The 24,161-nt window shown below is 59.5% G+C and carries 18 protein-coding genes and 2 pseudogenes; 15 read left to right on the top strand and 5 right to left on the bottom strand.

The window, feature by feature from the left end; all coding sequences use genetic code 11:
- Positions 1–39: 39 nt before the first annotated feature.
- Both B5F40_RS11250 and B5F40_RS11245 read right to left on the bottom strand, forming a co-directional pair.
- Positions 40–921, bottom strand: a complete 882-nt coding sequence (locus B5F40_RS11250) for an acyl-CoA thioester hydrolase/BAAT C-terminal domain-containing protein (RefSeq protein WP_087190336.1) — start codon at positions 919–921, stop codon at positions 40–42.
- A gap of 18 nt (positions 922–939) precedes the next feature.
- Positions 940–1,572 (bottom strand): DUF6796 family protein, encoded by a 633-nt coding sequence (locus B5F40_RS11245; protein ID WP_087190337.1) that lies wholly within the window; start codon positions 1,570–1,572, stop codon positions 940–942.
- A gap of 235 nt (positions 1,573–1,807) precedes the next feature.
- On the opposite strand from B5F40_RS11245, the gene B5F40_RS11240 reads away from it, so the two are divergent.
- The 4 genes from B5F40_RS11240 to B5F40_RS11225 all read left to right on the top strand — a co-directional run bounded on the left by B5F40_RS11240 (position 1,808) and on the right by B5F40_RS11225 (position 5,867).
- Positions 1,808–2,404, top strand: coding sequence for a VaFE repeat-containing surface-anchored protein (locus B5F40_RS11240; RefSeq protein ID WP_162610967.1), 597 nt, complete (start codon positions 1,808–1,810; stop codon positions 2,402–2,404).
- Between the two features lie 101 nt (positions 2,405–2,505).
- Entirely contained in the window at positions 2,506–3,192 is a 687-nt protein-coding gene (locus B5F40_RS11235) for a class B sortase (protein ID WP_087190339.1), read from the top strand.
- A 72-nt stretch (positions 3,193–3,264) separates the two neighbouring features.
- Positions 3,265–4,413, top strand: coding sequence for a hypothetical protein (locus B5F40_RS11230; RefSeq protein WP_087194420.1), 1,149 nt, complete (start codon positions 3,265–3,267; stop codon positions 4,411–4,413).
- The gene (locus B5F40_RS11225; RefSeq protein WP_087190341.1) at positions 4,413–5,867 is read left to right on the top strand and encodes a hypothetical protein; all 1,455 of its coding nucleotides are present in this window, start codon (positions 4,413–4,415) and stop codon (positions 5,865–5,867) included. The genes B5F40_RS11230 and B5F40_RS11225 overlap by 1 nt, the downstream gene beginning before the upstream one ends.
- Before the next feature lie 59 nt (positions 5,868–5,926).
- On the opposite strand, the gene B5F40_RS11220 is transcribed toward B5F40_RS11225, so the two are convergent.
- Positions 5,927–6,754, bottom strand: a complete 828-nt coding sequence (locus B5F40_RS11220; RefSeq protein WP_204217388.1) for an EbhA — start codon at positions 6,752–6,754, stop codon at positions 5,927–5,929.
- A 306-nt stretch (positions 6,755–7,060) separates the two neighbouring features.
- Here B5F40_RS11220 and B5F40_RS11215 point away from each other — a divergent pair, with 306 nt between their 5' ends.
- The 10 genes from B5F40_RS11215 to B5F40_RS11170 all read left to right on the top strand — a co-directional run bounded on the left by B5F40_RS11215 (position 7,061) and on the right by B5F40_RS11170 (position 22,367).
- Positions 7,061–7,483 carry a hypothetical protein gene (locus tag B5F40_RS11215; protein ID WP_204217386.1) on the top strand — a complete coding sequence of 141 codons (423 nt, stop codon included), beginning with the start codon at positions 7,061–7,063 and terminating at the stop codon, positions 7,481–7,483.
- Between the two features lie 573 nt (positions 7,484–8,056).
- On the top strand, positions 8,057–8,479 hold the full coding sequence (gene brxF, locus B5F40_RS11210; protein ID WP_087187057.1) for a BREX-3 system P-loop-containing protein BrxF: 423 nt from the start codon (positions 8,057–8,059) through the stop codon (positions 8,477–8,479).
- Positions 8,480–8,492: 13 nt separating this feature from the next.
- The gene (locus B5F40_RS11205; protein WP_087190343.1) at positions 8,493–12,170 is read left to right on the top strand and encodes a DUF6079 family protein; all 3,678 of its coding nucleotides are present in this window, start codon (positions 8,493–8,495) and stop codon (positions 12,168–12,170) included.
- 17 nt (positions 12,171–12,187) lie between these two features.
- Positions 12,188–14,722 (top strand): DNA methyltransferase, encoded by a 2,535-nt coding sequence (locus B5F40_RS11200; protein WP_087194419.1) that lies wholly within the window; start codon positions 12,188–12,190, stop codon positions 14,720–14,722.
- 10 nt (positions 14,723–14,732) lie between these two features.
- Positions 14,733–17,405, top strand: coding sequence for a DEAD/DEAH box helicase (locus tag B5F40_RS11195; protein ID WP_087190345.1), 2,673 nt, complete (start codon positions 14,733–14,735; stop codon positions 17,403–17,405).
- Positions 17,405–18,865, top strand: coding sequence for a PglZ domain-containing protein (locus B5F40_RS11190; RefSeq protein WP_087190346.1), 1,461 nt, complete (start codon positions 17,405–17,407; stop codon positions 18,863–18,865). The genes B5F40_RS11195 and B5F40_RS11190 overlap by 1 nt, the downstream gene beginning before the upstream one ends.
- A complete protein-coding gene (locus tag B5F40_RS11185; RefSeq protein WP_140396494.1) occupies positions 18,858–19,568 on the top strand; it encodes a hypothetical protein in 711 nt (236 codons plus the stop codon). Before B5F40_RS11190 ends, B5F40_RS11185 begins: the two co-directional genes overlap by 8 nt.
- A 27-nt stretch (positions 19,569–19,595) precedes the next feature.
- On the top strand, positions 19,596–21,293 hold the full coding sequence (locus B5F40_RS11180) for a DUF262 domain-containing protein (protein WP_087190348.1): 1,698 nt from the start codon (positions 19,596–19,598) through the stop codon (positions 21,291–21,293).
- Positions 21,294–21,419: 126 nt separating this feature from the next.
- The gene (locus B5F40_RS11175) at positions 21,420–21,917 is read left to right on the top strand and encodes a hypothetical protein (protein ID WP_087190349.1); all 498 of its coding nucleotides are present in this window, start codon (positions 21,420–21,422) and stop codon (positions 21,915–21,917) included.
- Between the two features lie 12 nt (positions 21,918–21,929).
- Positions 21,930–22,367, top strand: a complete 438-nt coding sequence (locus B5F40_RS11170) for a hypothetical protein (protein ID WP_087190350.1) — start codon at positions 21,930–21,932, stop codon at positions 22,365–22,367.
- Between the two features lie 6 nt (positions 22,368–22,373).
- On the opposite strand, the gene B5F40_RS11165 is transcribed toward B5F40_RS11170, so the two are convergent.
- A complete protein-coding gene (locus tag B5F40_RS11165; RefSeq protein WP_239441046.1) occupies positions 22,374–23,441 on the bottom strand; it encodes an IS3 family transposase in 1,068 nt (355 codons plus the stop codon).
- Positions 23,342–23,569: pseudogene (locus B5F40_RS16700) on the bottom strand (transposase); the annotation flags it as partial. The gene B5F40_RS11165 and the pseudogene B5F40_RS16700, both read right to left, overlap by 100 nt.
- Before the next feature lie 87 nt (positions 23,570–23,656).
- Here B5F40_RS16700 and B5F40_RS11155 point away from each other — a divergent pair.
- Positions 23,657–24,022, top strand: a pseudogene (locus tag B5F40_RS11155) (ATP-binding cassette domain-containing protein); the annotation flags it as partial.
- Between the last annotated feature and the right edge of the window lie 139 nt (positions 24,023–24,161).

The following is a 24,161-nucleotide window of genomic DNA, read 5'->3' as shown; positions in this document are numbered from 1 at the left end:
CCTTCGGAGGCTTCATCGAAACGATTCTCGCCATCCGTTCTACCACCTCTCGAGGAATGCGAGCGTTCTCTTGAACGCGTCCAAGCGGCTTGCGGCGCACTCTCGTGGATGCTCGCGCTCCTCGCGGAAGAGCTTGAGCGCGCCAGTTTCCAGAGGCACCATGATGTGGCTCGCATGCTTGTAGGCTAGGCGCTCCACCTCCCACGGGTGGCCGTGCGCGCGCAGGCGCTCCTCGATGCGGCGGGCGGCATCGTCGCTGGGCCACATGGCGTCGCGCTCGGGGCACACCAGCATTACGGGGCCGCCGATGCGCTCCACCTTGATGGCGGAGCCCTCCGTCGCGCCCTCGAGCATGCGCTCGTAGAAGAAGCGCATGTCCAACTGGCGCTCGGCGAGCAGGCGGCGGACGATGCCCGCGTACGGCATCCGCGTCCCGCCGGGCACGCAGGGGAGCGGGTTGCCGCGCCAGGTCCAGCTCGAGCGCCCGGACACTCCCTTCGAGGCGAGCCCGCCGTTGCCCGTGATGCCGGGCATGACGTAATCGAGCGGTGAGAGGGCGACCGCGCACGAGACGGCGGGGATGAGCGACGCGGCGAGCAGCGCGAGCTCGCCGCCCTTGGAGATGCCGTAGACGCCGACCTTCCCGAAGCCGCGCGACCGGAGTCGCCCCACCGCGCGCTCGACGCTTTCGACGGGCACCTCCACGAGCTCGCGCGGCAGTCCGGGCGCGTTCCAGTAGCAGATCCCCAGCGCGGCGAGGCCCTCCTCGGCGAAGCGCGCCCCCAGGTTGCGCGGGATGTTCTCGTTGCCCTCGCTCCCTCCCAGCACGACGATCGCCTTGCCGGCGAAACGCTCGGCGCCGCTTGCCGGCTCGTGGAGGAAGCCGCAGAACCCATCGCGTCCGACTGAGAAGCGCTCCATGTCCGTCACCGCCTTCGGCTACGCCGTCGCGAACGCCAGCATCATGGCGAACATGATCGTGAACACGAGGTTGCTCCAACCCCCGAAGAGCACGCATCGGGCGGGCTGGGGCACGCGCAGCCATAGGAAACCGAGAAACGACGTCACGAGGGGCGTGAGGACGACCGACCACGGCGGGAGCGCCGTCTGCCCTGCGACGACGGCAATGCCGAAGAGAACGAATGCCGCGTACATCGGGACGGTCGCGAGTCGTTGGAGCGCCATGATGTTGCCGGCGACCTGCTCGACGAGGGAGTCGTCTTCCGTGCGTGCCGCGATGGCGAGGTAGGGGTACTGGGTGTGGTAGGCGCCGCCGCAGATGAGGGCGAAGGAGAGCAGTCCCGCCGTCAGCCAGGCCAGCCAGGCGAGGTCGCCTTCCGCGAGCAGCGGCAGCCCCGCGAACCCGACGACGTAGAGGAACGCGGCGACGGGCCCGAGGACGCCTCCCGCCCGCACGCGCCCCTCGGGCAGGTCGCGCATAATCCTTGCATAGGGGCGAAGGGTTCCGTCCATGTCGTAGGCCCCGGGCGTGAAGTACAGCAGCATGTCGCCGGCGAACATAACGAGCGAGCCGACGAGACCGATCGCAAAGAGCGGGATTGCAGAATCCATGAGACCCTCCTTAGTCGCTAAAAGTTAGCTAATACTAACATGTATTGCTTCTGATAATGCAAGAATTGCGGGACGACCAAATCCTCACTGCTCGAAGTTGGCATCACTTGGGGATACGCGATCGAGCGCAAACATCAAGCAACCCTGCAATCGAAGACGATGCGCGTTCTGCGTTCTCAGAAAAAGCCGGTAATGCGGCTGTGCCCTTCACGACTCCAAGACAAAGACCAATCTTCTGCCCAAATGGAACAATTCTGGCTATTTCGACATCTCGACCCAGGCGCGCGACGCCGCCACGGGCACCCACGAGGGCACGATCGGCGAGAGCGTGAAGCTCATCGACACGGTGGCCTACACCGGGCTCACCCCCGGCAACACGTACCGCATGTTCACGACGCTCATGGACAAGTTCACGGGAAGTGCCATCAGCGGCCCCGACGGGCTCCCGCTCGTCGGCACCACCGAGTTCACGCCCGATGAGCCCGACGGCACCATCGACGTGGAGATGACCATCGACACGCGCGAGCTTGAGGGCCACGACATCGTGTTTTTCGAGAAGCTCGCCGACATCGACGAGAACGTGGTGGCAACGCATGAGGACATCAACGACGAGGACCAGACGGTGAGCTTCCCCGATGCGCCCGTGCCCGGCAAGGGCTACCCGAAGACGGGCGGACTTGCCGACATGGACCCCATGAAGGCCAGCGTCATGGTCGTCGCGCTCTGCGCCATCGGCGGTGCCTACTACGCCTACATCCGACGCTCGCGCCGCCAGATCGCAGAGATTGACGCGATTGAGCAGAAGATGATGGAAGAGGAGCTGAAAGATTAGCTATCAGATAAGAAACATACTCTGAACTGGGCATATTAGCCAGCAGCTAAGGGTGGGGGCGAGCCATCCGGCTCGCCCCTTCTCTATGGGAAGGAACTGAAATGAAGAAGACCAAAAAGGCCTTGGCCGTAGCCGCGATCATATGCGCGGCGATTGCGACATCAATCCTCGCGACTTGGCTCTCCGCGATCGTCGAGGAGGAGCCGCCGGGCATCGAGGCCTACGCGCCAGCGAATACGGACGACCCGGCAGGCAGGCAGATCGACTGGGATGCGCTGCCACCAGAAATCGTCGCTTGGGTGGAGGTCCCAGGGACGAGCATCGACGAGCCCGTCGCCCAGGCAACGCCCGACGCCCCCAACGCCTACCTGCACGCAGATGCGATTGGGCAGGGCGCTTACGGCACGCCGTACATCGACTGCGAGGGCTCGGTTGACTCCCGCTACGTCATGGTCTTCGAACACCACATGTCAGACGGATCGGCGTTCGCGGACTTCGCGAGCTTCATCGACGAGGGCTACGCGCGCGAGCATGCGAAGATCATCGTGTACCGGCGCAAGGGTGAGACGCTCAATTTGCGTCCTGTGGCCGTGGACGTGGTGAACGCGAGCCGGGAGCGGCTCGTCATCGACCAGGAGGCGGGTTTCGGGAAGATCGTCGAGGGCTCTGATTTGATCCTCGAAGAACCAGTCGAGGATGGGCAGCTATTCGCCTTCACCACCTGCTCGTATCAGACGCGAAACTCTAAGACTACGGTATTTGCTGTTTGGGGGTACAACGCCCATTGATGTCCATGCATGGGACAGGACCCCGCAAAGCAAGCTGTAAAATAACATCACAACAGTATGTGGGAGGACTATATGGCAGATCTTGGGAAAATCATAAAGCAGGGCTTAGATGATGCTGGAAGAGAGATAGGCAAGGCAGCCGAGGGCTTCGGGGCGAAGGCCGGTGAGGCGGTAGAGTTCGTTGGAGACAAGGCCGGAGAAGCCGCAGGGTTTGTCGGGAGCAAAGCCGGAGAAGCCGCCGGATTCGTTGGCGAGCATCTCGTCGACCTGAGGGATAAGTCCGGAGAGGCCATCAAGGGCGCAGGAGAAGGCATCGCGGGAATCATCGGCGGCATAGTCAACCACGATAAATGCGATGAAGAGGGCTCTGACGACAACAACGGGAAGAAGGCCGAGGAGTACGACGAGTACGAGGTCGCTATCGTCGATTACAACCAGGCGTACACGGACATGAGCGATGCCGGGGTCATGCTCCATCAAGAAAGGGAGCGGTCAGGCGACCTTCTCGCCTTTGTCGAGACCCTCGTAAACAGCATCGCGAATACCCCGAAGGACTTTCAGCAGACCTTCGAGGAAATCCGCATCGAGCGCGAGAACTTTACTGCCGCAGAGCAGTACGCCAAAGAGGAGCTTGCAGCCGCAAGGCAGTCAGCGATGAGCTCTGCTGGCGGTATAGCGGCCGGAGCAGCCGTCGCAAGCATGGCCCCAACGGCTGCGATGTGGATCGCAACAACTTTCGGGACCGCGTCCACGGGGGCGGCCATATCGACCCTCTCGGGAGCGGCGGCCTCCCAGGCAGCGCTGGCATGGCTCGGCGGCGGAGCGCTCGCGGCAGGAGGAAGCGGCGTGGCCGGTGGAAGCGCGCTTCTCGCGCTCGCAGGACCGGTTGGCTGGGGGCTAGCGGGTGCCACACTGCTGACGTCCATCATTCTCTTCGCCAGAAAAAGCTTCATGCTCAAGCAGCAAAAGCACGAGGAGTTGATGGATATCAAGCAGAATACCGCGAAGGTCCAGGGTCTCTGCGCCTCGATAACCTCCGTCCTCGACAAAACGCGCGAGCTTAGGGAAAACCTGCAATCCCAGCTTCAGGGATCGCTTCGCTTCTACGGCTGCGATTACACGACGCTAAACGAGAGCGACAAGGGCGAGCTTGCCGCTCTCGTGAACAACTCGAAGTCCCTCGGCAAGCTCATGACCGAAGAGATTGGCCAGGCTGAGTAATGGTCGATGTTGGCAAAATCGCTAAGACCAGCCAAGAGCAGGCCATCGCCGCATGGGTCGACTACCTGAACCAGGTTCGCATCACTGATCTTATCGCCAGCCTTAACCAGCAGGACGGAAACCTCCAAGACGCTCTCGATTCGCTTAGGAGTACCGTTGAGACGCTCCAGTCGAACGTGATCGAAATAGGCCGTGGCGGTCAGCGTGGCATGCACGGCTTCATAGCGGAGGTCGCAGAAGTCGGAATAGGAAACGCGCGAAAGGCCGTGCAGGGCCAAGAGCGAATCTACGACTGGGTGAACAACAACGGGCCGGACGATATCCGGATAGGCGACGTCCTCTGCCAGATGAAGTTCGTGCAAGGAGGGGGCAGTTTCTCCCTCGACGCCGTCGCCAAGCACCTCGAATCCTACCCGGACTACTTGGAGGCCGGACACAAGTACATAATCCCCAAGGACTTCTACGAGAAAGTCAAGACGCTCATGGATATGGACGCAGATACAGCGTCCAGACTCACCAGAGATGACAACCTCTCGTTAAAGGACTGGAAGCGCGTCCATGAGTTCTTCAACAGCCACGACGTTACGCTTGATGACATTGAACCTTCCCAGCTGGAATACGACCAGGTTCAGCGCGGCACGATAGCCGAGACCATGAGGTCTGAGGAGGCCTCGATCCGAAGCGAGGACGAGAAGATCCGCGCCAAGGCCTACGAGGAGAGTAAACCGAGCCTGGGACAGGCGGCTCAAGTCACATTGGCATCTGCCGTCATCGAAGGTGCAGGCACGTTCGTCACACTGACCGCGCAGAAGATGCGCGAGGGAAAGTCGATCCGTGAGTTCACGCAAGAGGACTGGCAGGATATTGCCAAAGGAACGGGCGGTGGCTTCGCGAAGGGCGGTGTCAGAGGAGCGACGATATATGCCCTGACGAATTACACCGCGACACCTGGAGCCGTCGCAAGCTCCCTCTGCACCGCCGCCTTCGGCGTCGCTGATCAGGCGCACCGTTTCCGAAACCAAGAGATCGGAGAGGTGGAGTTCATCCAAAGCGCGGAAATCGTCTGCCTTGATGCTGCCGTGAGCGCCCTCTCTTCCGCCATAGGACAAGCCGTCATACCTATTCCAGTCCTCGGAGCCGTGATTGGCAACACGGTAGGCTCTATCATCTACCAGACTGCCAAAGACGGACTCTCCGCAAAAGAGCAGGAGATAATGGAAAAGCGCGCAGAGGAGCTCCAGGCGCTTGATCGAGAGCTGAGCCAGCAATACCGAGAGCTGCTCGTATCGCTCCGCGAGGATATGTCCCAATACCTCGTTCTGCTGGAGGCCGCCTTCCATCCCGACCCATTGAAGGCCATGGAGGGATCGGCCGCACTTGCGATAGAGCTCGGCATCCCCCAGTCAGAAGTTCTCGATTCGATAGAGAAGACTGACGCCTTCTTCTTGGACTAGGCAAAACAAACGGGCGACCTGCTATGCTGTCGCCCGTTGCATTCAGTTGTTCGATGTGATTAGGAGAGCCTTGTCAGCGCTTCGATAATCGCCGCCTCAAGCTCCTTCTGCTGGCTAGCGGTCAGCTTGTCGGAGGTGCGCACCAGAACCGTCCCCACTACCTCGTGCGATCCGGAGGAGAGGATGCCTCCGTCGAATGCGGAGAGGTAGTCCTTACGCTTGTTAGCATCATCCACGTTGGCATACACCTCGATAGCGCCGCCACCTTCAGTACCCTTTTCTATAACGGTGCTCCCGATAACATCGGACTGATCCACAAGAGGGCTCGTAAAATAGACGGTTGCAGTGTAGCCTCCGGACTTGCCGAGCTGGCCGTTAGGATCGTTGTCCTCGGTCACAGCAGAAATGTCACCTATTCCCTCGATACCCTGAAGCCTCTCAATCACGAATGCCTCAGAAGGGTTTGTGACCTGCTTCATCTGCGCAATGCTGTCATTTACTACCTGCTCGGCATCCTTAAGCGTCTGGATGTCTGCGGTGTAGTCGATTGCTTTCAGATTGTCGATCTCGGCGTTGATCTCATCGAGTCCGGACGGCGTATCAGGGGCCGTGAACTCGATCGTCTTCGCTTGCGAGATCGCGCTCTCAAGTGACGGGATAACGGTCTCGTCAAGCGGAGCGTCCTCGGTCTGCGCCAGCGCCTCCGCAGTTTCAATTTCTGACTGAAGGTCCGCCATCTGGGACTCGACTCGCTCGATCTCCGTATTCAGGTTCTCTTTTGCGCTCTTGACCTCGTCGGATTCGCAACCTGCCAAAAGTGCTACAGATGCGAGAAGCGCGACGCACAACGCAACGAGCTTCAAGGGCATGTGTTTGGTTATCGACACTGTTTATCCTTTCATCTTCTTGCTGCCTCGCGGTTTGCGGGACAGCCCCTCCGGCACTTCTGCCAAGAATATAGTAGACCTTCCTCCTGCCGAGGGTGACCCATGGGGGCACATCCCTTGTACTGGCGTTCGGTAAAATGTGCTTAAGGTCTTGAAAAGACCGGGGACAAGGTCATCTCCATTCCTTTTGGCAGACAGGACTGTACCGTCTTTCGCAAGGTCATGTCGACCGAGGACACCATTCAGGAGTTCGCGCCCGCGCTGCGCACAAGCTCGCAGTAAGAGGCTTTCCGTATCGCCCTGCAGATGCTCGGGGATCTTTGCGGCTTCGGGCTGGGCTATTTCGACTTCGACGAATCACGTGGGTATGTTCGCACGGCCACCGAGGTGTCCTCGGGCAACTCTGCACTTATGCGGAACATCCGCAGGCATGAGAACGCGCTTGAAGGGGCCATTACGGGCATCGCAAGGGCTGTCATGGGCGTCTCGCGTGGGTTCGGCGAGAGCATTCCCGATGATTGCTGCATGCGCGTGCAGTACGACGATTCCATCGTGCAGGATACGGCTGTCGAGAAGGACCAGGACATGCGCGAGGTCGGGGTCACCATGGCTGCCTGGGAGTACCGCGTCAAGTGGTATGGCGAGGAGGAGTCGGTTGCCCGCGCTCGGGCGTCTGAGATTGGTACGGGTGCCGTCAAACGGGAAGCGGTCATGAGCGGGACTGCCTGAGGCGGTCTCGGCATAGGTGACGCGCTCTTTTGTACGTGGGAGTCTCGGCTGGTAGCGGGCTTCAGGTGAGGCTGCCTGAAGCCCACTTTCGCTTGCTGGTTGAGCAAGTGAGGTTGGGTTGCGGGCTTGCCTGTTGCGGCTCTGGGGCGGCTTCTGGTGAGCTCTGCCGGGTGCCGGTCGCTAGTGGAGCGGTCGGGAGGCGCTGGCTGATGGCGTGTAGTGGCGGCCAGGGATGGCGGCAAAACAAATTCGACAACGTGAGGCGCACTGGGCTGCGATGACAAGCTTACACGGACGACTCGCAGTTCTTATCTTCTTTCGCCGCGCCTCTCCACTCAGATGCTATGACCTTCTCGTCATAATCAGCTGATAACGCCCTTTCGCGCCTTTATCAAATGCAGACATCCTGTGTGGGCTCGGGAATTGTGAAGGAATCGTGGAATAGTGCGATATACTTCTAAAGTCTGTCATCAGAGCTTGTAAAGGACCGATTTGGACTATGTTTTCCGCAGCTGTCTTATTCCCGTCGAGGCGGCCTTCTGAGGCTGTACTCATATCCCGAAAGGGACTGTGATGGGAAGGGCTATCTCGGGAAGACGGTACCTTCGACGCAGGCAAGCGAGCTATCCCCGGCCGCTTTTCTTCTGCTGCGAGCTGGATGGCATAACTGACGACGCAATCTCGATGAACGTGGCCATAGCCCGGCGTTTGGCGGACATCTCGCCGACTCTACGGAGCATTCGGCTTGAGTCGTGCTTTGTATCGGCGCTGACGGATTTGCCCGAGGGCGTGGTCATCCGCGACATCGACGTACTTTTCAACCCGGCGTACAAGGTGGACGTTGTGGCGCTTCTCTGCAGCGCATACCGCAAGCACCATTTCGACCTTGTTTGGCCCGGTCGTTTCGAGGACAGCCAGCTTCTGTACGCAGTGGAAGGCTGTCAGGATTACAAGGCGTTCGATATCGACCGCTACGACATCACCTGCATCTACTAGAGGAGTCCGCACCATGAAGTACTCAGAGCTCATCAGCTTCAAGCCAATAGAATCGACCATTCAGCTGCTTGACGCGAACCAGGAACTGAAGGCGCGTGAGCTCGTCGAGACCTACGTAATGTCGGACACGATGGCAGACCAGCTGAAGACGCGCCTCATCGACCAGCTACAGATGGATGAGGTCATCGACAACAAGGGCGTCCTCGTGGTGGGCAACTACGGAACCGGTAAGTCGCACCTGATGTCGGTCATCTCCGCCGTGGCGAACGACGATGCGAACCTTCCGTACCTGCAGAACCAGGGCTTCGCAAAGGCGATAGAGCCCATCGCGGGCAAGTTCGAAGTGCTGCGCGTGGAGATCGGCGGCGTGACCATGCCGCTGCGCGACATTCTCTGCGGCTACATTCAGGACGACTTCGACCGTCGTGGCATCAACTTCAAGATGCCGGACTTCTCGACGGTGATGGACAACAAGCAGCTCATCCGCGACATCATGAAGGCGTTCGCCTCCAAGTACGGCGACCGTGGCTATCTCATTGTTGTGGACGAGTTCTTCTCGTATCTGAGCTCGCGCGACGAGCGGCAGATCGTGCTCGACCTGGAGTTCCTCCGCGCACTCGGCGAAATGTGCTCGAAGAGCCGCATGCGCGTCATCTTCGGCGTTCAGGAGAAGATCTTCGACAACCCGCGCTTCAGCTTCGTCTCCGAGTCGCTGCGGCGCGTGGGCGACCGCTTCTCGCAGGTCATCATCACCAAGGAGGCCACGTCGTACGTCGTCTCGGAGCGCATCTTGAAGAAGACGGCTGAGCAGAAGGCGCTCATCCGCGAGCATCTGGAGAAGTTCAGCAGCCTATACGGCGGCATGTCGTCGCGCATGGAGGAGTTCGTGGGCATGTTCCCGATCCACCCTGCCTACATTGATGTGCTGAACAAGGCGTACCTCATCGAGAATCGCCACATCCTGAAGAACATATCGGTGTGCATCCGCGGCATCTTCGACCAGGAGGTGCCGACCGACGCACCGGGCATCAAGTCGTTCGACGACTACTGGCCCGTCATCAAGGCGGACGGCATGCTGCGCAGCGACCCGACCGTGAGCCGAGTGCTGCAGGCAAGCGGACAGCTTGAGGACATCATCAAGCGTGCCTTCCCCAAGCCCGCCTACAAGCCGGTGGCGATGCAGATCATATATGCGCTGAGCGTACATCGCCTGACCACGAGCGGCCTGGACGTGCAGACGGGCCTCACCGCCGAAGGGTTGAAGGACGACCTCTGCCTGTACCTGCCGCTCCCCGAGCAGGACAGCGACTTTTTGCTGGGCATCGTGAACACGATATTGCGCGACATCATGACCACGGTATCGGGCCAGTTCATCATCCATAACGACGCCAACAACCAGTACTACATCGACGTGAACAAGGTCGTTGACTACGACGAGAAGATCAAGCAGAAGGCCGACGTGGTGGCGCAGGGCGACCTGAACCGCTACTTCTATGGCATCGTGTACGGTTGTCTTGAATGGACGGCCAAGCAGTACGTGACGAATTTCGAGATCTACGAGTACGACCTGAACTGGGACAGCCACAGCATGTTCCGCGAGGGCTACCTGTTCATGGGGCTGCCGAAGGAGCGCAGCACGGCTCAGCCTGAGCGCGACTTCTATCTGCACATCATGCCGCCGTACGGAAGCGACGGCGGTGCCCAGAACCTCAAGGACGAGGTCTACTTCTACTTCAAGCCAAACGACGAGTTCACCGAGGAGCTGCGCTTCTACGCGGCTGCCAGCGAGCTCGCCGCCATCAGCGAGGGCAAAGAGCGCGACGCCTACGCCGGGAAGGCCCAGCAGACGAAGGCAAAGCTCATCCGCACACTGAGCGCAGGCGTGAGTACCATGTTCGACGTGGGCTACAAGGGCACGCGCAAGAAGCTCGTCGAGACACTCAGCGGGCGCTACAACCGCGACGCCACCTTCAAGGACGTCATCGACCTCGCTGCTGCCATCTGCCTCGACGGCTACTTCTGCGACAAGTACCCGGCGTTCCCGCGCATGCGAGTTAAGATAACGCGTCAGAATATGGCCGACAGCCTGGAAAAGGCATACGCCCAGATTGTCGGGCGCAACACGCAGCTGGGCCGCAACATGCTCGCGAGCTTCGACCTACTCGATGCAAGCGGAAAGCTGAAGCCCGAGCAGTCGCAGTACGCGCAGCACTACGTCGACCTGCTCAACAAGCTTCCTCAGCAGGGCGTAATCAACTACGGCGACCTGTTCGACGACATACCCGGGCGCGGGAGCTTCGACAAGAGGTTCGGCTACAACAACGCGTTCGCCGTCATCGTCCTGCTATCGTTGGTGTACAGCGGGCATGCCGTGATGCGCACCGACAAGCAGACGATCACGGCGTCGAACCTTGACGTAGTCCCCAAGACCAGCACGTACGAGCTCATGCACTTTAAGACCATCTCGAAACCGGCCGACCTGCCGTTGGCAGAGCTTCGCCGCTTGTTCGAGGTGCTGGAACTGAACCCCGGCCTGCTCAACAGCCCTGGGACGCGCGAGAAGGCCGTGGCCGACCTGCTCGCCAAGGCGAAGGAGCTGAGCCAGAGCGCCGCCTTCTCTGAGCGGAAACTGACCGACGGCTTCATGTTGTGGGATGAGCCCCTCGCGAACGCGCAGGAGGCCAAGACTTTGCGAGACGCCTGCGCGGCAATAAAGGACGAGTTCAGCAACTACGCCGCGAAGTTCAATACGCCCGCCAAGCTCAACAACTTCAAGCACACGATGGACGAGATTGACGAGCTGGAAGAGCAGCTTGACCGCGCCTTCATCGTGTCTGAGTACCTCGCGTTCCAGCAGGAATGCTCGCAGATTGTCACGTACCTGCAGGGTATCGAATACGCAGCCATCGGACAGTCGCTTCGGGCCGCGCTCGACGACGCGAAGAACGTCTTCCGCCGCGAACGCGACAGCATCTACGACGGTGCATCCGGCGAGGCTGCGGCCCAGACCGCCATCGCGGCGCTCAGCAAGGTGAAGAGCGACTACATCGACCACTACCTGGCGGCGCACAAGAAGAAGCGCCTGGGCGTCAACGAGGCCAAGCGGAGGCAGGCGCTCCAGGAGAGCGGAGAGGTCGCCAACCTGCGAAAGCTCGCCAAGCTCAGCATCCTCTCGAAGGCTAAGTTCGACGCCATCGACACGGCGCTCGCTGGCCTCACCGTATGTTACGACCTCACTCCGACCGAACTAAAGACGACTTCGACTTGCCCGCACTGCCACTATCGTCTGGACGATGTAGCCCAGAATGTGGATGGTCTACTCGACGACATTGAAGAGCAAATCGAAGCCCTCGTTAACGAGTGGACCACCACGCTACTCAACACCATTGACGACCCCATCGTGCTTGGCGAGAAGCGGTTCCTCGATGAGGCGCAGCAACGTAAAATCGACGCCTTCGTCGAGAGCGGAAAGCTGCCCGTCCGCGTGGACGACAAGTTCATCGAGGCAATCGAGGCACTGCTCAAGGGCTTCGAACCCGTCTACATCGAGGGTGGTGAGCTGGTGCAGGAACTGGCGAAGCTCGGCCCCAGCACCGCCGCCGACTTCAAGAAGAAGCTCGACGGCATCATCGCCAGCTACGTAGCCGGCAAGGACCCCGAGAACCTGCGCATCATCGTTAGGTCTGAGTAAAGGACGGCGGATAAACCATGGAGCAAAGGAAGCTTACCAGCGCGGACATCGACAGAGTCCGCGATATCGAGGGATTCCCCATCGCAACTGACGAGGCCATCATCGAACTCTCGGACGCGCCTTACTACACGGCGTGTCCGAATCCGTTCATCGAGGAATTCATTACTGAGAACGGAACACCCTATGAAGAAGTCGGCGATACCTATCAACGTGAACCATTTACTGCTGATGTTAGCGAAGGGAAACACGACCCACTTTATATGGCGCACAGTTATCACACTAAAGTCCCCTATAAAGCGATAATGCGATATCTGCTTCACTACACAAAGCCGGGCGACATCGTTCTCGATGGTTTTTGCGGAACGGGCATGACAGGCGCGGCAGCTCTTATGTGTGCCGACTTGCCAACGTGTCTAGGAATTGGCGAAACGGACGTCAACAATATTGGCGCTAGACACGCGATACTCACTGACCTTTCGCCTGAGGCAACATTCATTGCAAAAAATTACAATAGTGAAGTCGATATCTCTGCATTTGAACAGGCTGCCAACGATGTTCTTCGCGTTTTGCATGATTCGTGCGACTGGGTATACAGCACGGACGTGCCCGGATCAAATGCCAAGGCGACCATTAATTACACAATATGGTCCGAGCAGTATATTTGCCCCGCTTGCAGTAGAGAATTCTCTTACTGGGATGCCGCTGTTGAGCAAGGCGAAGAGAAAATGAAGCAGAAGCCACGCTGTCCACATTGTGGAGCTGATTTGAAGAAAGGCGAATGCGAAAAGGCCCTTGAATCTCAGTATGATGAGCAATCCGATGAACATAGTTTGCAGGCAAAAGTGAGCCCTGTTCGAATTAGCTATCATTATGCGGGAAAGCTTTACGCCAAAGAACCTGACACTTCTGATCTTGCCATCATACAGAAGATACGGGACATGAATATTGGAGTCTGGTATCCATCAGATTTGATGATGCATAAAGGCAAACAGTGGGGAGATTACTGGCGAGCCGGTTATCATGTTGGCATCACGCGTGTAAACCATTTCTACACGAAGCGCAATCTGTTTGTTCTCGCAACTTGCAGAGACCTAATTATGCGTCAATCTGACAAAAGGGTTAAATCACTACTTTTGTTTTGGCTGTCGTCAATTTATTCACGCTCACATAAACTAAACCGGTATATGCCCAGTCACCATCGTCATGTGGGACCATTGTCGGGAACGCTTTACATTCCTGCATTCCAGGCAGAGATAAACATAATTTCTTTACTCGAAGACAAGCTAAAGTCAATAATGACAGTCGGCCAAATTCTTGGCCACTCTTTGGTAAGCACCCAATCTGCGACCGACCTAAGAAACGTGCCGTCCTCATGCATCGATTACATATTTGTTGACCCGCCGTTCGGTGACAACCTCCACTATTCGGAATTGAACTTTATTCAAGAATCTTGGCTGAGGTGTTTCACCAACAATGCTACTGAGGCAATTGTTAATGTGTCGCAGGATAAAGGAATATCCGAGTACCAAGAGCTCTTAAGCAAAAGCTTCTGCGAGTATTATCGCGTCTTAAAACCCGGTAGATGGCTAACCGTTGAGTTCCATAACTCTAAGAATGCTATTTGGAACTCAATACAAGAAGCCATCCAGCGAGCAGGTTTTGTAATAGCTGATGTAAGAACACTAGATAAACAAAAGGGAACGACCAAGCAGCTTAGCTACACCATGGCGGTGAAACAAGACTTAGTTATATCGGCCTACAAGCCTTCGATGGAGCTAAGTGTGATTCTCGATCAATATGAATCAAACGAAGAGAGTGCATGGGCATTCACCCGGCAGCATCTCGAAAAGCTGCCGATAGTCGTACAGCGAAACAATATGATCGAGCCGATTTCGGAAAGACAAGCATTCCTACTGTTCGACCGTATGGTTGCCTATCACGTCATGCACGGAATTCCAGTACCGCTAGATGCGACCGATTACTACCAGGGACTTGACGCAAGGTATTTGAAGCGCGATGGCATGTACTTCCTGGCCGATCAAGTAAATGAGTACGATACGGCACGTATCAAGCTCAACCTTGAGTCTGTTGAATTTGCCTTACACGTAACAAATGAAAAGACAGCAATCGGCTGGCTTTACAGACTTCTCGAAGAAGAGCCCAGAACATACTCAGTTATACAACCCATGTTTATGCAAGAAGTGAAGTCAGTTGACCGCTACGAGGCGATGCCCGAACTTGCCGTCCTTCTAGAAGAGAACTTCTTGCAGGACGAGAAAGGACGTTGGTACGTCCCCGACACCAAGAAGGAAGGCGACATCGCCAAGCTGCGCGAGAAGTCGCTGCTGCGCGAGTTCGACGGTTATCTCAAGAGCAAGGGCAAGCTGAAGCTATTCCGCTCCGAGGCCATCCGCGTGGGCTTTTCCCATCTATGGAAGGAAAAGAACTACCAGGCAATCGTCGATCTTGCCAACAGGCTCCCGGCGGCGACCATCCAAGAAGACCCCAACCTGCTCATGTACTACGACATCAGCCTGAGCCGCGTGGGTTAGGCGCAATACCATGTTGGAAGTCGGAGACCTTGCATACGACACATCTACGCAGGAGACGGTGCGCATCATCGAGCATGCGGTGCTGTGGGGCATCCACTCGTATCGCGTGCTGAACCCTGCCACCGGCGAAACGTACCGCGCCTCGGAGGGAGTCCTGCGCCCAGTGGCAAACACCGTCACCTATGACGAGGATTACCTGCGTTTCGTGATGGAGCTCGCGCGCATCAAGAACGAAGTGGCCGAGGGCGTTCTGACGCCGCTTTCGCGCAACCTCATACCGCTGCCGCATCAGCTTCACGCGCTCAACCGCGCCTTGGCCAACAACAACGTTCGCTACCTGCTGGCCGACGAGGTGGGTCTGGGAAAGACCATCGAGGCCGGGCTCATCCTGGAGGAGCTCAAGACGCGCGGACTCGTGCGCCGAACGCTCGTGGTGTGCCCCACTGGCCTCGCCACGCAGTGGGTGGCCGAGATGCAGGAGAAGTTCAACGAGAAGTTCCACCTGCTTTTGCCCTCTGACTTCGACGCCATCCGCAAGGTCACCGAGGGCGAGAACGTGTACCGCGAGTTCGAGCAGGTGGTCACGCCCATGGACTCCATCAAGCCGCTGGAGCAGCGGTTCGGGTGGAGCGAGGAGCGCATTCAGAAATACAACGACGAGCGAATCAACGCCGTCGTGAATGGCAACTGGGATCTCGTGATCATCGACGAGGCGCACCGCGTGGCGGGCTCGACCGGAGACGTCGCCCGGCACCGACTGGGGCGTCTGCTGGCGCAGGCGAGCCCATACCTGCTTCTGCTGACCGCGACGCCGCACAACGGCAAGTCCGAACCGTTCCTGCGCCTGGTGAGATTGCTCGATCGGGACGCGTTCCCAAACGAGAAGTCGGTCGTGCGTTCGCAGGTGGCACCGTACCTCATCCGCACGGAGAAACGCGAAGCTATAGACAACAAGGGCGACCTGCTCTTCAAGAACCGCGCGACGCATCTGGTGCGCATCGGCTGGGACGCTCGACACACGCTGCAAGAGGAGTTGTACCGGCGCGTCTCGGACTACGTTTCCCACACCTACAACCAGGCCATGCGGCAGAAGAGCCGCAACATGTGCCTGATCTTCCTGCTCATCATCATGCAGAGGATGGTGACGAGCAGCACGGCGGCCGTAAGACAGTCGCTCGAGCGGAGGCTTGCCATGCTCGAGGGCGGCGGTACGCAACAGCGGCACATGAACGAGACCGACATCGGCGAGACGGACATCGAGGACGGCGACGAGGCCGCATTCGAGGCACCGTCGCTTAACGACAGGTCCGAGATTGCCGAGCTGCAAGACCTCGTGAACCTTGCGCAAAGGGCGGAGCTGCAGTACCAGGATGCTAAGGTAGAGGCTCTCTTCGACACGCTCGACGCGGTGCTCGCCGAGGGCAGCAGGAAGGTCATTATCTTCACCGAGTTCATGGCTACGCAGGACTACCTAAAACGCCTGCTTGAGCGCCGGGGCTTCACCGTATCCATCCTGAACGGCAGCATGAGCATCGATGAGCGCAACGCCGTGACCGAGGAGTTCCGCACCAAGACCGACGTGTTTGTCTCCACGGACGCCGGCGGCGAGGGCCTGAACCTGCAGTTCGCGAGCGTGGTCATCAACTACGACATGCCCTGGAACCCCATGCGCATCGAGCAGCGGTGCGGCCGTGTGGACCGCATCGGGCAGACGCGCGACGTCGAGGTGTACAACTTCATGATCGACGACACGGTGGAGAGCCGCGTGCACGAGGTCATCGAGGAGAAGCTCTCGGTCATCCTTGACGAGCTTGGCATCGACAAATACTCGGACGTGTTGGACAGCGAGGCGTGCGACCTGGACTTCACGAACGCCTACATGGGCAGCATCGGCAAACCACAAGCCGTGGAGAGGTCCGTTGGGCGCATCGAGAAGGAGCTGCGCGAGCAGGTGTCCAACGTTGCCTCATACCAGGAGATAATCCGCGAGGACAAGGACCTTGGCGATCTCGTGGGCGTTGAGTCGGACTACGACGTGACCGCTGCACTGGGACGGGCCTTCGCCCACTACAGCGCGTGGCGCGGCGGCAAGGCCGCGCTGCCGCTTGGACTCGCACTCGACAGCCCAGATGCCGAGAAGCTGCTGCATGCGAGCGTCGTGCAGGACAGGAGTGCCGACGTGCTGAGCGTGGAGATTGAGGACTTCCCCAACGAGGATGGCTGGTTCATGCTGTGGGAGCTCTCCATCGCCGACGACCGACGCTCGACGCGCGTGGTGCCCGTGTTCGTGAACGACAGGCTGGTGCTGCGGCCCATCGCGGGCAAGCGCATCATGGATGCCTTGCTTCGGCCCGGCGTGAGGCTTACCGTGGGGACTGCTTCGAACGCCGATGCCGAGACGTGGGCCCGGTTGGAGGAGCTGAGCCAGGACTTCGCCTACAACGACTTCAAGGACCTCTCCGAGCGCCACGAGAGGGCGACCAAGGAGAACCACGACAAGTACGCCTACGCGCTTGAGCTGCGGCATGAGGCCGCGCGGCGCGTTGGCATCGAGAACATACGCGCCGCCAAGCTCGCGAGGATCGAGGCGGAGCGAGCCGAGATGGAGGCGTCCTACGCCAAGGAGCGGCAGGTTCTGCCAGAGTTCAGGTGCATGCTGCTCGTGAGGCTGGTGGAGTCGTGATGCTCGGCGAGTACTTGTTCAACGAGTCCAGCGCGATGTACTGCACTTCGGTTCTGCTGGTAGACCACGGCGTGGAGTCGCGGGCCGAGTACGCCTATGCCTTCGAGCGGCGCGGTTTCACCGTGGTGCGCTGGGAGGACGACCTGGCATTCCGCATCGGGTGGGAGGATGCGCTTAAGGCTGGCGAGAAGCTTGCCGTGATCGCGTCGGACGATGCGTATGTGCCGTACGACCTAGCGCAGCTGATGCAGCGGTACGACGTGTCGCTGGGTGGGCTGTTCCCTAAGCTTGATACCGCAACGTTGAGGGCCGCTGATGGGCTGGACTTGGACTTCCTTGCCGTCGCCTACGAGCGCGACTATGTGTACCCCTCGGATGCAAAGGCCACGAGGGCATACCTTGAGACACGCGTGAACGTGCAAGAGACGGCAGAGCGCGTCTGCGACGAGCTGGAGGGCGAGCTCGTGCGGTTGACGAGCGTTGCTGCAGGCTATCGTGGCTGGATCGCGGTGGCGCAGCTGAAGGCACGCATCGACGTGACGAGGGCGCGCTACGGAATCGAACGGAGCACGAACGAGCTCACCGACGGCGCATTCAGGGACTTCGTGGTGTCGAAGTTCGGGCAGCTCACCATGGAGTATGCCGAAGAGACTCCCGTACTCGTGAGCTCTGCCATGGAGTACATGCGCACGCGCAGCGACCGGTTCGCCATCGTGGTGATGGACGGCATGTCGGAATTCGACTGGCGCGTGCTTCGCGAGTCTTTTGCGGGAATCCCCTACGAGGAGTCCGCCGCCTTCGCCATGGTGCCCACCGTGACATCGCTGTCGCGGCAGAGCCTGCTCTCGGGCAAGTACCCTCGCGACCTTGCGAGCCCTTGGACAACGGACAAGGAGAAGAGCGAGTTCGTCGGGCGCGTGAGAAGCTGGGGCATCGGTGACGAGCGGATGGCCTACCTGCGTGGCTACGACGCCGAGTTGCCCTACGGCTGCGAGTGCGCAGCGTTCGTGATACTGGACGTGGACGAGCGCGTGCACGGGCAGTACGGCGGGCGTGCTGGGATGCTGAAGGATATCGAACTCCTGCGGGATAGCGGGAAGCTTGCCGGGCTGGTGCGACGGCTTTCTGCGGCCGGAATGGACGTGTACATCAGTGCCGACCACGGGAACACGCCGTGCGTGGGTCGCGGGCGCGTTACCGGCACCGGCGTGGAGACCGAGACGAAGAGCCGCAGGATGCTCGTGGTGAACGACCTCGCGGACGTCTCGGACAAGCAGGAAAAATACGGGCTGGTACAATGCCCCAGCGGCTTCCTGCCGCAGGGCTTGAGGTACTACGTGTGCCCGTCGGGCGTGTCGTTCGACAACCCGGGAGAGAACGTGATGAGCCATGGCGGCATGAGCATCGACGAGGTGGTCGTGCCGTTCATAACAGTGAGAGCAGGTGCATGCAATGGCTAGGATGGTTGGATTCACGAGGATAATCAGGTTGCCCTGGCTGAACAAGACCATCGAGCTTGCCGGCGAGGGGCTCGAACCGACGCAGATGCGCGAGGAGCTTGAGGAGTACCTGAAGTTCGAGATTTCGAGCGACACCAACCGGCGCAAGACGCGCGAGATCCTGCTGCTGCCGTGGGTGGCGGAGGACGCGGCCCTTGAGGCGTTGCGGCCGAAGGCTCTGGAGTTGGCGTTAAGTCATCCTTACGAGCTGCTGGCGGTCCACTGGGGGATGCTCGTGGTGGCGTTCCCGATGTTCGGTGACCTTGTGCGACTCATCGGAAAGATGTGCGAGTACCAGGATGAGTTCACGGCGGCGCAGCTGAAGCTCAAGATCCTGGACGAGTGGGGCGAGCGTTCCACCGTGGTGAAGGGCTCGGAGAAGATGCTGGCCTCGCTGAACGCAATCGGGGTCATCCAGCGCGTGAAGCAGGGACGCTACGTGCTCGCACCGCGCGTGGATGCGGACGAGGAGCTGTCGCTGTTCCTGCTGCACGCGGACATGCTGGCGTACCAGTCTGGGTACCGGTCGTATACGGAGCTGCAGGCGTTGCCGGAGCTGTTCCCGTTCGTGCTGCATGCGAGCAAGGAGCGGCTGGTGGAGGATGCGCGGTTCTCGATTGGGAACTTTGGGCGAGAGTTTACGGTGTCGCTCAACCAATGCTAACGGCATCAGGAAGATTCGGAGAATTCAATGAGCAAGATGATTACAGGCGCTGAGTACCCACTTGGTAAGGTGTTCAGCGATGACTTCGAATACCACATTCCCCAGTACCAGCGACCATATGCTTGGACTACCGAAGAGACCGGCGTGCTCTTCTCAGACTTGAGAGACTTCTTCATGGAAGAAGACGAGGAGAACTACTTTCTGGGCAGCACCGTCCTGATTAAGCAAGACGGTGAGAGAAGGGCCGAGGTTATTGATGGCCAACAACGCCTGACCACGCTAACCATTCTCCTTGCCACGATAGCGAGCAAGCTCAGCGGCGTGCAGAGAGACAACTGCGTCATACGCATAAAGTCTCAGGGCGATATCTTCATGCATATTGAGGAACAACCAAGGCTCTTTCTTCGACAACGCGACCAGCCCTTCTTCTCCAAGTACATCCAGGGCATAGATATCGACGGATTACTTGCGCTCGACCCAACGCAAATGGAGGACGAAGCGCAGCGCAACATCCAGGAGAACTGCAGGACCCTCAACAAAGCCATTGATGAGGAGTTCGGAGACGATCTTCAGAAGCTCGTTGACTTCACCTCCTTCCTCTTGACCAGATGCTACATGGTTGCCGTATCGACGCCCAGCCAGTCCTCTGCATACCGAGTCTTCGCTGTTATGAACAGTCGCGGCCTCGACTTGCTGCCCATGGACATCATCAAGGCAAACGTAATCGCTGAGATCCCCGAAACCACGAGAGCTGATTATGCGGACAAATGGGAGGAGCTTGAGGTCCAAGCGAGCCGATCTGGATTCGACGACGTTTTCTCATGCATCCGCATGGTGTACGCAAAGAAGAAGGCAAAGAAATCGCTCAACGAGGAATTCACTGAGTTTGTGGTGAAGCATGATGGCATGACTCCAGAAGCCCTCATCGACGACCTGCTGGAGCCCTACACGGAAGCTTATTTGGACGTAAAGGGCTGCGCATATTCCGCCACGACCGGCTCGGAGGTCGTAAATGACCGACTCGGTTGGCTCAACCGCATCGACAACTCGGACTGGGTTCCCGTCGCGCTCAAATTCCTTGCCACCAGGAGAGGCAATTCGGATTACGTGCAGTGGTTCTTCATTGCCCTGGAAAGACTCGCGTCCTTCATGCACGTTACCTCGAAGGACATCAACCAGCGCATCAATCGATATGTACAGATACTCGACGAAATGGATGAGCGTCCGGAACATGGCCAAGATGACTCCCCGAGATTGGAAACGGTCCTTCTCACAGAGGAGGAGCGCGATCAGTTCATAGCTGCGCTGAAGGGCGATATCTACCTGAAGACACCGCGCAAGAGGAACTACGTGATATTGAGGCTCGACAGCTTTGTGGCAGACGGAGCCGCCACGTACGACTCACGGATTCTGACGATAGAGCACGTGCTGCCGCAAACAGTACGCGATGGCAGCGAATGGGCTACCGTATGGCCCGATGTCGCACAACGTGAGAACTGGTTGAACAAGATTGCAAACCTCGTCCCATTGACTAGGTATAAGAACTCGGAAGCTCAGAACTTCGACTTTGCCAAGAAGAAGGCAAAATACTTCACTGGGCGCAAGGGCACATCGTCCTACGCACTGACCACGCAGGTCCTCAACGAGTCTGAGTGGACGCCAGAGGTAGTGGAGCAGCGCCAAAAGAACTTGATGGAGGTCTTCAAGAAGGGCTGGGGTCTGTAGATGCCCTTCAGCGAGAGATTGCGCTGACAATCAAACCTCACTTCACTTTGTGACGGCCTTCTAACCTGTTCGCAGTGTTAGAGGGCCGATTTGTATGTGTCGGCCATGACCGAAAGGCAGGCCGATATGGCAGATGATGCACATGGCGATAAGACGCAGGAAGAGCCGCAAGCCCAGGAAGACCTCGGGCAGCAGCAGGCGACGCAAGACCAGCCGCAGGTGAGCGGCACCGACTGGGAGAAGGCCGTCGCCGAGCGCGACGAGAAGATCGCGGCGCTCGAGGCGCAGGTTGCCAAGGCCGCCAAGAACGCAGAGACGGCCGAGCAGCTGCGCAGCGAGATCGCGGAGCTCAAGGCCCAGGGTGAGTCCGACCGTATCGACTTCAGGCTGCAGCTCGCGGGCGTGCGCAACGTGAAGGCGGCGCGTGCGATGCTCGGCGACTACGACGGCGAAGTGGACGCGCTCAAGGCCGCAGAGCCGTGGCTTTTCGCTGATGCGCGCACCACCAAGCCCCAGGGCGGCAAGACCGGACTTCCTAACGCGGGCACAAGCTCCGACGAGGGCAAGACGATGAAACGCTGGCGCAGGCTCGCCGGCCTAGACGATTCCGACGATAACGCATAGGAGGGCTGAGACATGCCAAACAGCATCGAATTCGCTAAGAAGTACACTGGTATCCTGGACGAGGTCTACCAGAGGGCTGCGGTGTCAAACTGCCTGAACAGCGGCGGCAACATGGTACGCGCCGGTCGCAACGCAAAGGAAATCCTCATTCCGAAGATAGAGGTCACGGGCCTTGGAGACTACACGCGTAACGTGGGCTACAAGACGGGCAGCATCACCTGGACCTACGAGACACACACCTTCGCCTACGACCGGGCCATCAGACTCTTCGCCGATGTCATAGATGTCGAGGAGGCCGGAATCATCGACTGCTTCGTCCAGGCTGGCGCCGAGCTACAGCGCACGCAAGTGGCACCTGAGGGCGACGCCTGCACGTTCAGCGAGATCGCGTCCACCGAGGGAGTGACCACGAAGACCGAGGTGAATCTGAATTTACCCCGATTTCGTTGACACCCTCTACGCCGCCGAAGCGGCCTCCTGAGCATGCCTCGCCTCGAACTCCTCGGGGCTGAGGTTGCCGAGCGCGGAGTGGATCCGCACCCTGTTGTAGAAGCACTCGATGTAGTCGAATATCTCCAATGCCGCCTGATCCCGCGTCTCGAACGTGCGGGCGTGCACGCACTCCGCCTTGACGAGCCCCATGAGCGACTTCATCGCCGCGTTGTCCCACGGGCTCGCGATCGAGCCCATCGACGGCCTGATGCCGGCCTCGCGCATCGTCTTGCCGATCAGGAGCGAGACGTACTGGCTCCCGTGGTCGCTATGGTGGATGCAGCCTCCGGGCGGCCTGCGCCTCACGATCGCCATCCTCAGCGCGTCGTCGGCGAGCTCGGCCGTCATGCGGGCCGACATCGACCAGCCGACGATCTTCCTGGACCAGATGTCCATCACGACCGCCAGGCAGGGCCACCCCTGGTGCGTGCGCACGTAGGTGATGTCGGCGAACCAGGCCCTGTCCGGGCCGTCCGCGCTGAAGTCTCGCCGCACGAGGTCGGGCGCCGAGTTGGCCTGCGGCGCTGCCTGCCTGGCCTCGCCCTTGGGGCGCTTGGCGCAGCCGCGCGTCGTGCCGGCCCAGCCGTTCTCGCGCATGATGTGCGCCGCGCGCTTGCGCGACGTGCGCTCTCCGCGCCGGCGCAGCTCCGCGAAGACCTTCGGGGCGCCGTAGATGCGGCGGCTCGCCTCGTAGACCTCGGAGATCTCGCCGGCGAGCTCGGCGTCGCGCAGGTCGCACCCGCTCGGCCCGCGCGAGCGCCACGCGTGGTAGCCCTGCCTGGTGACGCCGAGCGCCGAGCACATCTCCGACACGCTCCAGCGCCCCTCGCTGAGCAGGGTGAAAGCGAACCTCGCCTCCTTCGCCTCGGCGCCTACAGCTGCCTGCCGGCGAAGAAGGCGCTCGCTTTCAAAAGCATCTCGTTCTCCCTTTTGAGCCGCTCGTTCTCGCGCCTGAGCCGCCGCAGGTCCTCGGCCATCTGGAAGGGGCTCGCCTCGGCGTCGGGCGCCGCGGCCGAGGCCCTTCTGACCCAGTCGGCGAGGCTCGACGGGTCGACGCCGATCTCGCGCGCGACCTCCGCGTAGGTGGTTCCCCTCTCGTTGTACAGCTGCACGGCGCGCCGCTTGAACTCCGCCGTGTACTTCGGGCACGGTTTTCCCATGGTCCGCCTCCGTTCCCCCGCAACGGCAATGGTGCCGAAACGGGACTCGACCTGTCAACGGATTCGGGGCAGATTCAAATTCACAGCGAGAACGGCGCCGCTCTGTCCGGAGGGGAGCGCCAGCGCCTCTCCATCGCGCGCGCCCTCTTGAAAGACGCCCCCGTGGTCCTCCTTGACGAAGCCACGGCTTCGCTCGACCCGGAGAACGAAACGCTCATCCAGAGAGCAGTCGGAGCCCTCTGCGCGGGCAAGACGGTGATCGTCATCGCACATCGCCTGAGGACCATCGCCAACGCGGACAAGATCGTCGTTCTCGACGGCGGGAACATCGTCGAAGAGGGGACCCACGACGACCTCGTTTCGAGAAACGGCCTCTACCAGCATCTTTGGGACCTCCAGCTGCAGAGCAGCAGCTGGGGCGCTGACGGGCGTATGTCAGCCGAGGGAGCATGATGGCACCCCGCGAATCCTCCGAGGACTACATCGAAGCAATCCCGGTGTTCCGTCGTCTGCGCGAGGCCTGCCGCATGGAGCACTGCCTGTCGGAGGAGTCGTTCAGGAAGCTCGCCGACCGCCTTGGCCGCGGGCGGTG

This window comes from Gordonibacter sp. An230 (assembly GCF_002159915.1).
Taxonomy (GTDB): Bacteria; Actinomycetota; Coriobacteriia; order Coriobacteriales; family Eggerthellaceae; genus Rubneribacter.
This window is presented reverse-complemented; position numbering and strand designations above follow the sequence as displayed.